Origin of the sequence: Pseudomonas sp. LAIL14HWK12:I10 (assembly GCF_900184205.1) — a bacterium.
GTDB lineage: Bacteria > Pseudomonadota > Gammaproteobacteria > Pseudomonadales > Pseudomonadaceae > Aquipseudomonas > Aquipseudomonas kermanshahensis.
Genome location: NZ_FXWU01000001.1, coordinates 26,976 through 40,159 on the forward strand (window position 1 = coordinate 26,976; position 13,184 = coordinate 40,159).

Genomic DNA, 13,184 nt, shown 5'->3' on the forward strand with positions numbered 1-13,184 from the left:
GCATGTCGCAAGTGCTTGATTTATAACGTTCGGAAACCCGAACAAGACCAAAGCGCCATTTTTGGGCCGATATGGCAGTGCATAGGGAGGGGGACGAATGGCTTGTTCGACAATCCGAATGGCCGAAATGACACTTGCGGCAGCGGCATCGAACGGAAAAAAAATGTGATGTACGGTCGAGACAAAATGTGTCCCGAAGCGAAAAACACGCAAGAGGGGCCATTGGACGATGGCATTGATGAAATGGCTGATGGCTCCTCGGAAGTCAGGTCGGTGCGGTGTCCCCGATGACACCCCCGACCTGAGGCTTCCGATTCCGCCTTTCCTGACCCGGCCCAATACTGGAGGCACTCCCTGTACCCCTAGGCCACTCCGATCTTGCAACAATCAGAACAGCCCGGCCCCATGGTCATGTGCTGCCCCTCCTCGGGGCGGCGCATCATAGAAGCCTGAACTATAAAAAGGTTCAGCTTCTATTACGTGACAGTGCGTTACCGTTCATCAGCACTGGCTAAAAGCTCAGTACCATTTCGGGTCACGCTTGAGTTGCTCGCGCAACATCGCCTTCATGCCGTCATCCGGCTTGCCAAGCCAGCGGTACTGCGCATGACGGGTAGGCGACTTGTCGCTCGGCAAGCCTTCGGGTACCTCCACGAGCATCCCGTAGGCATCGTCCTTGTCCCAACTGAACGCCACGATCAGGCGTTTGTAGGTGCAGTTGTCCGCCGTTTCGCACAGGGGGCCGACCAGGTACTGATCGCCGTCCTCGGTGACTGCCGACATCTGCTCCTGGGCACTGCCGGTGAGGTTGACTACCCAATCGGGCAGCCGTTCCTCGCCCTTGATCGTGTCCTCCCAGGCTTCCCGGTATTCAGGGTCCGAGCCGAGCAACTGGTCGACCCGGACCTGGCCGTCATTGGCCGCCATCGCCCCTGCACTGCCGCCCAGCAACAAGGCGGCAGCCAGGGCAGTGCAAAGCTTCCTGCTCATCGTCAACCTCGACCACGTCCAAAGAAGAAGGAGGCTACGAACAGGACCAGGAAGACGATGAACAGGATCTTCGCGATACCCGTGGCGGCGCCAGCGATACCACCGAAGCCCAGTACGGCGGCGACAATGGCGATGATGAGGAAAGTGATAGCCCAACTCAGCATGGTGGTTCTCCTTTCTTTTTTGAAATCAATCCGGCCCTAGGCGTCCAGGACAGGCTCAGAACACCCAGCGATCCTGGGGTACGACAGTTTCTACGGTGGCCGGCGAGGCATTGGCCTTAGGCGAAGGCAGCGGGTCAGCCGCCCTGACCAGGGTGCTGGCACGGGTTGCCTGAATCTGCGTCAACAGCGCGGTCTGCGCCGCCACTTGATCTGCCAGACGCGCGGTCTGCCAGCTGTAGTAGAAGAGGCCGGCGGCCAAGGTCATCAGCAGCGCCATGCCGAGAAACAGGAACTGGCGCAAAGGCAGTGCGGCGTTCTGCGAGCGGTTGACGGATTGGCGGTTCATGCCGGCTCCTCCTGCTGTAATTGTTGTTCAAACCTGAACAGGTAATTGCAGCCTGCATGCCAGCCTTTGAATTCAATAAAATTCCTTTAAAATCAAATACTTAAGATAATCACCCATGGCACCGAAGGACGTATCCTGCACGATGCCGTCCCTGGCGTCGTGCGAATTGCACGATCAGCCCTCGACCTTGGTCGCGACCTTGAGCAGGTCGGCGTCCACACCGCGCACGCCGATGATCTGCCGGGCGATCTCCACGGCGATGGTTTTCTGCTCACTGCTGACCACCTCTCCCGACAGCCGCACCAGGCCCTCTTGGCTGGCCACCTTGAGATTCAGGCCATCGAGGTTACGGCTGAAACGGAAGCTGTTCTGGATCTTGTCGACGATCCAGCTATCGCTGGGTTGCGGCCCGGTCGGGGCACCCACCGGGTTCTCGCGAGCCTTGGCCATGGCGGCGGTATCCAGGCTGACCAGGTTGTTGACCAGGTGCACGCCGTCGGTGGTCCGCGCCACCACCCCGGCCAGCTCCTTGGCCTCTGCGCTGTCGACCCTGCCGCGAAGCGTCACCACGCCATCGCTGCTTTGCACCTCGATAGGCGCTTTCTCGGTCGTGCGGCTCCACAGCAGCCGTGCCCTGATCACGGCAGCCAACGTTGCATCTTCCAGCCGCTGTGCATAAGCCCGCAGTTCCAGCGGGCGCTCCACCAGCTGGGCATTGACCTTCAACTGGTTGTCGACCTTTTCGATACCGCGCGTAGCCAGGGCGACATGCTCGGCCAACTGGCGCTCGACATCGTTCTCGACCTCACCGGTCAGCCGCGCCTGCTGGCCGTCCACCTCGACATCGATGCGAAACGGGTTGAGCATCCTGTTGAGCGATAACGCGGTTTGCAGCGAGCCCTCCAGGCGGGCGTCCTGCACAGGGTCAGCGAATGCCGGGGTCAATACCGGCAGCAAGGTGGCCGCCAACACGGCCAGTCGTGGGGAAAAGGGCATGGCTGTGCCTCCTTAGTTGGCAAAAACAGAAAATAGTCGCAACCAATGTGCCAGCGCGTAGCTCTAAGCAAATCATCGAGATATCGCGGTTTTCGGGCTTACTTTGGCCATTGGCTAGCATGCAAAGGACAGAATCCTTCAGAATTGACCATGCAACTTGCCCGATTTTTCCCACACTAATTGAAGATCTATCCTAAGGAGCGCAGGAAATGGAATCAGCCCAGGACAACCAAGGCCGCATTCTGCTGGTGGATGACGAGTCCGCGATCCTGCGCACCTTCCGCTACTGCCTCGAAGACGAAGGCTATAGCGTGGCCACCGCCAACAGTGCCGCCCAAGCCGAAACCTTGCTGCAACGCCAGGTATTCGACCTGTGCTTCCTAGACCTGCGCCTGGGCGAGGACAACGGCCTCGACGTGCTGGCGCAGATGCGCATCCAGGCCCCCTGGATGCGGGTGGTGATCGTGACCGCGCATTCGGCGATCGACACCGCGGTGGATGCCATCCAGGCAGGGGCGGCCGATTACCTGGTCAAGCCCTGCAGCCCAGACCAGCTGCGCCTGGCCACCGCCAAACAGCTGGAAGTGCGCCAACTGTCGGCACGCCTCGAAGCCCTTGAAGGCGAGGTGCGCAAACCCAAGGACGGCCTCGACTCGCACAGTCCGGCCATGATGGTGGTGCTGGAAACGGCGCGCCAGGTCGCAACCACCGATGCCAACATCCTCATCCTGGGCGAGTCCGGCACCGGTAAGGGCGAGCTGGCCCGCGCCATTCATGGCTGGAGCAAGCGTGCGCGCAAAGCCTGCGTCACCATCAACTGCCCCTCGCTGAATGCCGAGCTCATGGAAAGCGAGCTGTTCGGCCATACCCGCGGCGCCTTCACCGGTGCCAGCGAGAGCACCCTTGGCCGGGTCAGCCAGGCCGACGGCGGCACGTTGTTCCTGGATGAAATCGGTGATTTCCCACTGACCTTGCAGCCTAAGCTGCTGCGCTTTATCCAGGACAAGGAGTACGAGCGCGTGGGTGACCCGGTCACCCGACGCGCCGATGTGCGCATTCTGGCTGCCACCAACCTCAACCTCGAGGAGATGGTGCGCGAAAGCCGCTTCCGCGAAGACCTGCTGTACCGCCTGAACGTGATCACCTTGCACCTGCCGCCCCTGCGCGAGCGCAGCGAAGACATCCTGACCCTGGCCGATCGTTTTCTGGCCCGCTTCGTCAAGGAATACTCCCGGCCCGCCCGCGGCTTCAGCGACGAAGCCCGTGCAGCCCTGCTCAACTACCGCTGGCCTGGCAACATCCGTGAACTGCGCAACGTGGTCGAACGCGCCAGCATCATCTGCCCGCAGGAGCGCGTCGAGATCAGCCACCTGGGCATGGGCGAACAACCCGCCGGCAACGCACCTCGGGTTGGCGCAGCCTTGAGCCTGGATGAACTGGAACGCGCCCACATCGGTGCGGTGCTGGCTGCCAGCGATACCCTTGACCAGGCCGCCAAAACCCTGGGCATCGATGCCTCGACCCTGTATCGCAAACGTAAGCAGTACAACTTATGAAGTGGCAGATGAAGCTGCGCACGCGGCTTTTCCTCAGCATTTCGGCGCTGGTCACGGTGGCCTTGCTCGGCCTGATGCTGGGCCTGGTGAGCGTGCTGCAGATGGCCTCGGTGCAACAGCAGCTCGTGCGAGACACCACCCACGCCCTGGAAGTGGGGCTTAAATTGCGGCAGAACCTCGGCGAACAGCTGACCCTGATCCTTGACGAGGACACCGCGCCGCAAAGCCTGCAAGTGCTGCAAGACAACTTCCAGTCCCTGCTCAACCAAGGGCTTGAACAAGGCGGCGAACGTACCGGCTTCAGCAAGGCCAGCAGCAATTACCAGACCTTCCTCGAGGCCTACCGCGACAGCCCTGCACCGGCGCGCAGCATGGGTATGGACCAGCCCCTGGGGGCTGCCTTCAACCAAGTGCGCACCGACCTCATCGACGCCCACAAGCAAGCGCTGGATCACATTACCCGCAGCGAGGAACATACCCGCGATCGCGCCTTGATGGTCAGCGGCGTCCTTGGCCTGATGGGCTTGGTGATCCTCGTGCTGGGTTTCATCACGGCGCACAACATCGCGCGACGCTTCGGCCAACCGATCGAAGCCTTGGCCAAGGCGGCCGATCAACTCGGCAAGGGCGACTTCGATGTGACGCTGCCAGTCACCCAGGCCATCGAGCTGAACCAGCTGACCCGCCGTTTCGGGCTCATGGCCGACGCCCTGCGTAAGCACCAGGCAACCAACGTCGATGAACTGCTGGCCGGCCAGCAACGCCTGCAAGCGGTGCTCGACAGCATCGACGATGGCCTGCTGATCATTGACCGCCAAGGCCGCCTGGAACACCTCAACCCTGTGGCGCAGCGCCAGCTGGGCTGGAGCGACAGCCGCCTAGGCAACACCCTGGCCGAAGCCTTGCAACGCCCGGAGCTGGAGCAACAGCTACGCCAAGTGCTGCGCGGTGGCAGCCTTGATCGCCCACCCGACGACCTGAGCATCGACGTCGATGAAGAAACCCGCCTGCTGACCTACAGCCTGACACCGGTCAGCCACCCCCAGGGGCCGATCCTGGGTGCGGTGATGGTGCTGCACGATGTCACCGAACAACGGGCCTTCGAGCGCGTACGCAGCGAGTTCGTGCTGCGTGCCTCGCACGAACTGCGCACCCCGGTCACGGGCATGCACATGGCGTTCGGCCTGCTGCGTGAGCGGGTGAAGTTCCCGCCCGAGGCGCGCGAGTACGACCTGCTCGAGACCATCGGCGAGGAAATGCAGCGGCTGACCCAACTGATCAACGACCTGCTCAATTTCTCGCGCTACCAGAGCGGCCTGCAGAAGCTTGACCTCGCCCCCTGTGCCATCGATGAGCTGCTGGAGCGCGCGCAGCTGCGTTTTACCGAGCAGGCCGCGCACAAGCAGATCGAATTGATCAAGGAGCTGGAACTGCCGCTGCCACGTATTCAGGCCGACATCGCCCAGCTCGACCGGGTGTTGGACAACCTGCTGCACAACGCCGTCCGCCATACCCCCAGCGGTGGCCGTATACGGCTTCACGCCAGGCGGCATGCGGAGCGGGTGATCATCAGTGTCGAAGACAACGGCGAGGGTATCGCCTATGGGCAGCAAGGGCGCATCTTCGAGCCCTTTGTGCAGGTAGGGCGCAAAAAAGGTGGCGCGGGGCTTGGCCTGGCGTTGTGCAAAGAAATCGTGCAACTGCACGGTGGCAGAATGGGCGTATTTTCCCGGCCGGGGCAGGGCACTCAGTTCTACATGGCATTGCCGGTCTGACGACAGGGTTTGCCCTCAAGACTCATCGGTACCCCGCCGCGCCGGCACCGCCCGCCACCCGCGGGTCACCAGCTCGGCAAATTGACGGGCGTTCAACGGCCGGGCGAACAACCAGCCTTGGCCGTAATTGACCCCTTCACTGTTGAGCAACACCGCCTGGTCTTCGCATTCGATGCCTTCGGCAATCACCCGCAGGTGCAGGTCGTGGGCCATGCGGATGATGTGCGGGGCCACACCACTGCTGGCGGCATCGTGCCCCAAGGCATCAATGAAGGCCTTGTCGATCTTCAGGCAGTCCACGGGCAGCGTCTGCAGGTAGGCGAGGCTGCAATAACCCGTGCCAAAATCGTCGATCAACACTTGGTGGCCCACCGCACGCAGGGCCTGCAGGTTGTCGCGCGCTACCACCACGTCGATCAGGCCGCGTTCGGTCACCTCGAAGGCGATCTGGCTGGCCGCCACCCGATGCAAGGCCAGCAGCCGCGCCGCCACCCGGCCAATGCGCGGGACCATCACATCACACGCCGCAAGGTTTACCGAGATATACAGGTTGCGGTGCGAACGCAGCAACTGGCCCAACTGCTCAAGCACCCGCTGCAAGACAAAGTCAGTGATCTGGCGGATCTGCCCGGTATTTTCGGCCAACGGAATGAACAAGTCCGGGCTGGTCAAGGTGCCGTCCGGGCGGCGCCAGCGCACCAGGGCCTCGGCACCGACACAACGCCGTGTGTCGAGTTCGATGATCGGCTGGTAAAGCACCTGCAGTTCGCCCCGGCGCAGTGCGTTCTGCAGCTCCGAGCTCATCGAGCGGCGCTGCAGAATCAGCTGCAACACCAGCCAGCCAATGCAGCAGGCGGCCAGCACGCTGCCAGGGAACAGCAGCCAGAGCATGCCGTTCATGCGCAGGGGCAGGCTGGCGCGTGGCGCAATCAGCACCAGTTGGTAATCCGGCGATTTGGTCGGCATGCGGTAGATGAGGCGGTCGCTCAATTCGAGCAGCGACTTGTGGCTGGCCGACCAGGCCGAGGGCGGTGGCCACACCTGCGGCGGGCCTAGTACCGGGATGGCCCGGGTACCGTTGTCCAGCACCACCACTAGGCTGCCACCGGGCGGCAGGTCGACAACATCGGTCAGGTGCCCGCGCGACGTGGACACCACGAAATTGCCACGCCCCAGCATCAGGGCCGCCAGATTTTCGTCGGGCTCGATCGTGGTGTTCAACCAATAGCTGTAGGTCGGCCCCTTGATGTCAGGCGCGCGCAGTGGCTCGAAGGCCCGTTCATCCCCCCGGTTGGAGCAGGCGACATGGGCATCGACGTACGCGGCTTCATAAATGAAGCGCGAACTCAGGCCCACCTGCTGCAATGCCGCCAGCATCTCTGGGCTGCAGCCGCGCAAGGGCTGCGCCTGCAGGGTGTCGACCCCTTCACGAAGCTGGCCGAATACCTGCTCAAGGCGATCGAGAAAGCGCTCGCCCTGCGCATTCATCTGTTCACTCTCGCTTTGTTTCATCTGCTGCAGGGCAATACCGATGCTGGCGCTGAGCAACAGTGCGGCGCTGGCCAGTGCTGCCAGTGAGGCCAGCATCCAGGGACGGTAAAAAATTTGGCGCAGCGTGGCGATGAGGGCTGACATCAAGGGCATCCAGTTGATTACCAAGGTATAGCAACTGAATCGAGAATCATCCTCGCCGTTGGGCGATTAACGGGTCAAGGGCTGCTGCGCAGCCCATTCCCCCTGCATCAACGCATGCGGTTGAGCACTTGCAGCATGGCGGCCGTCTGGGCATCGGGCATGCCATCGAAGCGTTGTGGGCGGAAGCGCATCTGGAACGCCGCGATCACATGCCGGGTGGCCACGTCGAGTTCACCGGTTTGCGCGATCGCATAGCCGAAACGCGCCAGCTCCTGCTGGTACCAGCTCACGCTCGGCGGGTTGACGCTGAAGAAGGCTTGTTGCCGCGCCACTGCGTTAGGCTCGGGCCAGATACCGATACCCGCGTCGGCCAGGCGCTTCCACGGGAACAACGGGCCTGGGTCGAGCTTGCGCAACGGCGCGATATCGCTGTGGCCAACGATATGCCGGGGGTCGATGTTGTTGCGTTTGACGATGTCTTTGAGCAGCGCGATCAAGGCCTGAACCTGGGCTTCGCTGTAGGGGTGCCAGACTCGGCCATTCGGCGTATCGGTGAACCCTGGGTTGACGATTTCGATACCGATCGAGGTCGAATTCAACCAGGTGCGCCCTTGCCATTGGCTGTCACCGGCGTGCCAGGCGCGGCGGCTTTCATCCACCAGCTGATAGACCGTGGCCGGGCCATCGCCGATCAGGTAGTGGCTGCTGACCTCGCCATGGGTCAGTAGCGCCAATGAGCGCTCGAGCGAGGCATTGGTGTAGTGCAGGACGACAAACTGGATACGCTCGTCCTGGTTGGCCGACGGGTGGCTGCGGTCGATGCGCAGGCCCGTCGAGCAACCCGCAACAGCAACCAGCAAGCAGGTGAGCAGTGTTTTTTTAACGGTGGAAAGCACGTCGGCGGCCTCAGCGTGTAAGCGCTACAGTATAACGTGCTCTGAATGGCCTGTGCTCGCCGTGAGTCAGTGCCGCCCCTTACCCCTGCTCGACACGGTTGCGCCCCAAGTCCTTGGCACGGTACAGCGCGGTATCGGCGCGCTTGAGCACCTGGTCACCGCGCTCGCCGGAGCGGAATGCACCCAAGCCAATGGAGGCGGTGATCACCACGCGCTCGCCTTTGAAATGGAACGGGCAGGCTTCGATGGTCGCACGCAGTAGCTCAGCCATCTGTGCGGCCGCGGCGGGTGAAGTCTGCGGGAACAGCAGGACGAATTCCTCACCGCCAAAGCGGGCGATGAAGTCGCGCCCGCGCAAGCGCTTGCGCAGCTGGTCAGCGACGATCTTCAGCACCTTGTCACCCGCCAGGTGCCCATAGTTGTCGTTGATGCGCTTGAAGTGGTCCAGGTCGAGAATCGCCATGGCCAAGTGGCCGCCGTTTTCCTGCCAGTCGAGCATCTCGCGTTCCAGGTGCTCGCTCCAGGCCGCGCGATTGGGCAAGCCGGTCAGCGGGTCGAGCAAGGCCTTTTGCCGCTGCTCTTCAAGGTGCTCGCGATAGCCAAGCGCCTCGTGCTCCATGTTCGCCACACGCTCGGACAGGCCCTGCAGGCGACCGGCAAGTTCCTGCTCGCGGCGATCACGCTCGTGCTTGTGCTCGTCCATGGTCACCAGCAAGCCCTCGAGCCGGTTTTCCAGGATGTGCTTGAGGCTGTCCACGTCGGCGGCACCCTTCACACTGCTCTGCAGCCCATCGACCTGCTGGCGGAGCTGGGTGTCCAGCGCCTCGGCGGCGGTGCTGTTGTCGGCATGCCCGGCACTGGCTTCGTGCAGGTGGCTCTGGAAACCTTCCAGGCGCACGTTGAGCTGTTGCAGGTAGGTCTCGAATTCGTGCTGGCCGCTGTCGGTGATCGCCAGCATCAGCACCGCCAAGTCGTCGAGCACCGGGATCAGTTCGTACCAATTCAGCCCCCGCGCCACCCGCTCGCGCATTTCCAGGGCCTGGGCCTTGTGCCGCTCGGGCAGGCTGAGGTCGTCAAGCAGGCCGATCAGGGTCTGCTCGATATGGGCGGCCACTTGGCTGTAGGGCGGCTCTACCGCGTAGGGCAGGGCATAGGGGCCATCTTCACCGAACGTTTCTTCCAGCGTCTGCGGCGGTGCGGCCTCTGGCGTGGGTTGGCTGAGGGCTGGCTCTGGCGCTGGCGGCTCATCCGGCACAGGTTCGGGTTGTGGCGCGCTCGGCACGTCTGCGGTTTCGATCAGCGCCGGCCCTTCCAGCTCCGCTACCAAGGCTGGCTCAGCCAGTGCTGGGGGTGCCAAGGGCAGCAGTGCGTCTACATCCTCGGGCTGCGGGTCTTCGGCAACGTGCTGAACGGGGGCGGCAACGGGCGGCGCCACGGCCTCAGCCATTGCCACAACAGGCGCCGCCGCCAGTGCAACCTCTGCTTCGTCGGGCTGCTCGCTGTCACGACCACCAAACAAGCGCTGCAAAAAGCCTGGCCGCTCTTCTTCAGGCTTGCCCAACGCATCCAGCGCGCGACCTTGCAGGCCGCTCAGCTCGCCCAGCAACGGGGGCAGCTCACGCGACTGGGCAACCCCGCCGTCGAGTTTCTTCGCCAGTTTTTTCAGCGGCCGCGAAATGTCGCTTGGCAGCGGCAAGCCTTGCAGCTGAGTGACCAGCGCCGTCAGCGCATCGCTGACCTGGTTCATGCGGGTTTCCCGGCGTTGCTCGGAATCCAGCACGGCTTTTTCCAGGCGCGGAATCAGCCCGGCAAGGCCAGCGTCCATATTGTCGCTGCGGATGACCTCGCGCATTTCCTTCATGCACTGGTCCACCACCTTGTCACTGCCTTCGGCAGCCAGGGTGCTGCGCACCAGCCCACGACGCAACAGGTCGAGACGTGCGTCCCAACGGCGTTCAAGCTTCTCTTGCTGCTCGATGCTCTTAAGGTATTTCTCTTTCCAGCGCTCAGCGTCGTCAGTCATGCCCGGGCCCGCAAACGGTGATGGCAATTAGCTCAAAACCGGCAGCGTATCCACAGTCAATGCATCAGGCAATCGAATCTCGACGGCAACGGGAAGGTGATCGGAAATTGGCTGCGCCAACACCTCCACGCGCTCAAGGGTGAGGCTTGGGCTGAGCAGGATATGGTCCAGGCAACGCTGCGGTCGCCAACTGGGGAAGGTGGCCTCGACTTGCGGGGCAACCAGGCCCAGGTCGCGCAGGGGGGAGTGCTCCAGCAGGTCGGTGGCATGGGTGTTCATGTCACCCATCAACACCTGATGGCGGTAGCCGCCAATCAGCTCGCGAATGTAGCCAAGCTGCAGGGCGCGGGTTTTGGCGCCGAGCGCCAGGTGCATCATCACCACGATCAGCGCATCTTCACCCTCGCCGAAGCGCACCAGAATGGCACCGCGGCCGGCCGGGCCGGGCAGGGGGTGGTCTTCAAGGTGTTGCGGCTTGAGGCGGCTGAGCACGCCGTTGCTGTGCTGGGCGAAGCGCCCGAGGTTACGGTTGAGCTGCTGGTACCAGTAAGGGAAGGCACCCAGTTGGGCCAGGTGTTCGACCTGGTTGATGTAGCCCGAACGCAGGCTGCCGCCATCGGCTTCCTGCAAGGCCACCAGGTCGAAGTCACTGAGCAGCTTGCCGATTTTCTGCAGGTTGCTGGCACGCCCGGTGTGCGGCAGCAGGTGCTGCCAGCTGCGGGTCAGGTAATGCCGGTAGCGCTCAGTGCTGATGCCGACCTGAATATTGAAACTGAGCAGCCGCAGGCGCCCATCCTCTGGCAGGCCGGGCGCCTGCAGGTGATGTTCGTTGACCTGCGGCTGGTGCAGGCCAATGCCACGCGTGCTTCGGAAGCGGGGCATGGGTACGCCGCCTACTTAGCGGCGCGCTCCTTGGCGATCAGCTGGTCGGCAACATTCAGCACGCCCTCTGGCCCGCCTGCGGTGCCCAGGTCGAAGCGGTACTTGCCGTTGACGACCATGCTCGGTACGCCGGTGATTTCGTACTTCTTCGCCAGTTCCTTGGCCTGGTTGACCTGGCCTTTGATGGCGAAGGAGTTGAAAGTGGCGAGAAATTTGTCCTTGTCCACGCCTTGGGTGGCGAGGAAGTCGGCCATGTCCTGAGGGTCGGTCAGGCGCTTTTTCTGGTTCTGGATGGCGTCGAAGACAGCGGCATGCACCTTGTGCTCGACGCCCATGGCTTCGAGGGTCAGGAACATCTGGCCGTGAGCGTCCCACGGGCCACCGAACATGGCCGGTACGCGCTTGAAGTTAACGTCTTTCGGCAGTTTTTCAGCCCACGGGTTGATTACCGGCTCGAAGTGGTAGCAGTGAGGGCAGCCGTACCAGAACAGCTCGACCACTTCGATCTTGCCAGGCACGGAAACCGGAACAGGGTTGCTCAGCTCGAGATATTCCTTGCCGGCAACAGGCTCGGCGGCCTGTACGGCGGTCATACCGAATACGCTGGCGGCGACCAGCGCAGCGCTGAGAATCAGTTTACGCATGCTTTACTCCTGAGCATTCATGGGTCGCCTCGACGCGACCTGTGTTGAGACAGGCCGGGCCAGGCCCGAGTTCTGTAGTGTAACGGCTGCGGACGTAAAAAAGGGCGGTCCGGCCGCCCTTTCATCTTTGGCTTACAACATTAACCGAATGTTAATACGCCAGCTTCTTCGCGGGTTTGCCCGCGAAGCACTCGCCATTTACCTCAGTGCAGGCCCTGGATGTAGCTGGCCAACGCTTCGATATCGTGGTTGCTCAGCTTGCCCGCGATGGTACGCATGGTCATGGCATCGCCATCGTTGGTACGCACGCCTTCACGGAACTCGGTCAGTTGCTTGGTCACGTATTGCGAGTGCTGCCCGCTCAGGTGCGGGAAGCCGGCCAGGGCGATACCTGCGCCGTTCGGTGAGTGGCAGCCGGTACAGGCGGGCATGCCTTTTTCCAGGTCGCCGCCATTGAACAAGGCGCGGCCGCGTTCGACGAGCTTGGGGTCGGCCGCCCCGACGCTACCTTTTTGGCTAGCGAAGTACGCCGCGATATCGGCCAGGTCCTGGTCACTGAAGGCAGCCAGCATGCCGGTCATCTCCAGCACGGTGCGCTTGCCGGACTTGATATCGTGCAGTTGTTTTTCGAGGTAACGCTGGCCCTGGCCTGCCAGTTTCGGGAAGTTCGGTGCCAGGCTATTGCCGTCGGGGTTGTGGCAGGCACCACAGACGGCCGTCTTGGCCTGGCCGGCGGCGGCATCGCCTTTGATAGGTTCCGCAGCAATGGCCGCACCTGCGACACCCATGGTCAACAGCAGACTCACGACTAGTTTGTTCATCAGCTAATCCAACACGGCTAAGGGTGAAATGTTATGTATCGGGACTGCCGCTCATCCAAAGGATGACCAAACGGTAGTCCTCGGCACTGCAGTCCATGCACAATCCACGCGGCGGCATAGCCTTGAAACCCTGGGTCACATGCCTCACGAGTACATCCACACCTTGCGCCAGCCTTGGCTCCCAAGCTGCCCGGTCACCCTGCTGGGGGGCCTGTGGCAACTGACCGGCGTGACAGGCCGCACACGTGCGGTTGTACAACACCTCGGGATCCTGTGTAGCCTGTGCGCTGAAAAACGGCAGGAACATACCGACAGCAAGCAGCCATTTCGCCATGCGGAACGACCTTCAGGGTTGGGGGCCGCGCTGCGTTCTGATGCGCGAGCTATTGTTCGACACCCCATGCTCGCTCTCCTTCGCTGGGAGAATGAGCACACAAAAACTGGGGCATTATATAC

The 13,184-nt window shown here is 62.4% G+C and carries 13 protein-coding genes; 2 read left to right on the plus strand and 11 right to left on the minus strand.

What is annotated here, in order from left to right:
* Nucleotides 1-519: 519 nt before the first annotated feature.
* From QOS90_RS00125 to QOS90_RS00140, 4 genes are all read right to left on the minus strand, one after another.
* Nucleotides 520-990 carry an inhibitor of vertebrate lysozyme family protein gene (locus QOS90_RS00125; protein ID WP_027591963.1) on the minus strand — a complete coding sequence of 157 codons (471 nt, stop codon included), beginning with the start codon at nt 988-990 and terminating at the stop codon, nt 520-522.
* 2 nt (nt 991-992) lie between these two features.
* A complete protein-coding gene (locus tag QOS90_RS00130) occupies nt 993-1,154 on the minus strand; it encodes a DUF1328 domain-containing protein (protein ID WP_003252966.1) in 162 nt (53 codons plus the stop codon).
* A gap of 55 nt (nt 1,155-1,209) precedes the next feature.
* A complete protein-coding gene (locus tag QOS90_RS00135; RefSeq protein WP_085272104.1) occupies nt 1,210-1,500 on the minus strand; it encodes a hypothetical protein in 291 nt (96 codons plus the stop codon).
* Nucleotides 1,501-1,674: 174 nt separating this feature from the next.
* On the minus strand, nt 1,675-2,496 hold the full coding sequence (locus QOS90_RS00140) for a BON domain-containing protein (RefSeq protein WP_027591965.1): 822 nt from the start codon (nt 2,494-2,496) through the stop codon (nt 1,675-1,677).
* Nucleotides 2,497-2,705: 209 nt separating this feature from the next.
* On the opposite strand from QOS90_RS00140, the gene algB reads away from it, so the two are divergent.
* Both algB and QOS90_RS00150 read left to right on the plus strand, forming a co-directional pair.
* Nucleotides 2,706-4,052, plus strand: a complete 1,347-nt coding sequence (gene algB / locus QOS90_RS00145; protein ID WP_027591966.1) for a sigma-54-dependent response regulator transcription factor AlgB — start codon at nt 2,706-2,708, stop codon at nt 4,050-4,052.
* Nucleotides 4,049-5,827 (plus strand): KinB sensor domain-containing domain, encoded by a 1,779-nt coding sequence (locus QOS90_RS00150; protein WP_027591967.1) that lies wholly within the window; start codon nt 4,049-4,051, stop codon nt 5,825-5,827. Before algB ends, QOS90_RS00150 begins: the two co-directional genes overlap by 4 nt.
* 15 nt (nt 5,828-5,842) lie before the next feature.
* Here QOS90_RS00150 and QOS90_RS00155 read toward each other — a convergent pair whose 3' ends face one another.
* The 7 genes from QOS90_RS00155 to QOS90_RS00185 all read right to left on the minus strand — a co-directional run bounded on the left by QOS90_RS00155 (nt 5,843) and on the right by QOS90_RS00185 (nt 13,062).
* A complete protein-coding gene (locus tag QOS90_RS00155; protein WP_027591968.1) occupies nt 5,843-7,462 on the minus strand; it encodes an EAL domain-containing protein in 1,620 nt (539 codons plus the stop codon).
* Nucleotides 7,463-7,569: 107 nt separating this feature from the next.
* Nucleotides 7,570-8,358, minus strand: a complete 789-nt coding sequence (locus tag QOS90_RS00160) for an N-acetylmuramoyl-L-alanine amidase (RefSeq protein ID WP_027591969.1) — start codon at nt 8,356-8,358, stop codon at nt 7,570-7,572.
* Between the two features lie 79 nt (nt 8,359-8,437).
* Nucleotides 8,438-10,381 (minus strand): GGDEF domain-containing protein, encoded by a 1,944-nt coding sequence (locus QOS90_RS00165; protein ID WP_027591970.1) that lies wholly within the window; start codon nt 10,379-10,381, stop codon nt 8,438-8,440.
* Nucleotides 10,382-10,408: 27 nt separating this feature from the next.
* The gene (locus QOS90_RS00170) at nt 10,409-11,263 is read right to left on the minus strand and encodes an endonuclease/exonuclease/phosphatase family protein (RefSeq protein WP_027591971.1); all 855 of its coding nucleotides are present in this window, start codon (nt 11,261-11,263) and stop codon (nt 10,409-10,411) included.
* Nucleotides 11,264-11,274: 11 nt separating this feature from the next.
* On the minus strand, nt 11,275-11,907 hold the full coding sequence (gene dsbA / locus QOS90_RS00175) for a thiol:disulfide interchange protein DsbA (RefSeq protein WP_085272105.1): 633 nt from the start codon (nt 11,905-11,907) through the stop codon (nt 11,275-11,277).
* A 203-nt stretch (nt 11,908-12,110) separates the two neighbouring features.
* A complete protein-coding gene (locus QOS90_RS00180; protein ID WP_085272106.1) occupies nt 12,111-12,728 on the minus strand; it encodes a c-type cytochrome in 618 nt (205 codons plus the stop codon).
* A 31-nt stretch (nt 12,729-12,759) separates the two neighbouring features.
* Complete coding sequence (locus tag QOS90_RS00185) at nt 12,760-13,062, minus strand: c-type cytochrome (RefSeq protein ID WP_027591974.1); 303 nt, start codon at nt 13,060-13,062, stop codon at nt 12,760-12,762.
* Nucleotides 13,063-13,184 lie beyond the last annotated feature (122 nt).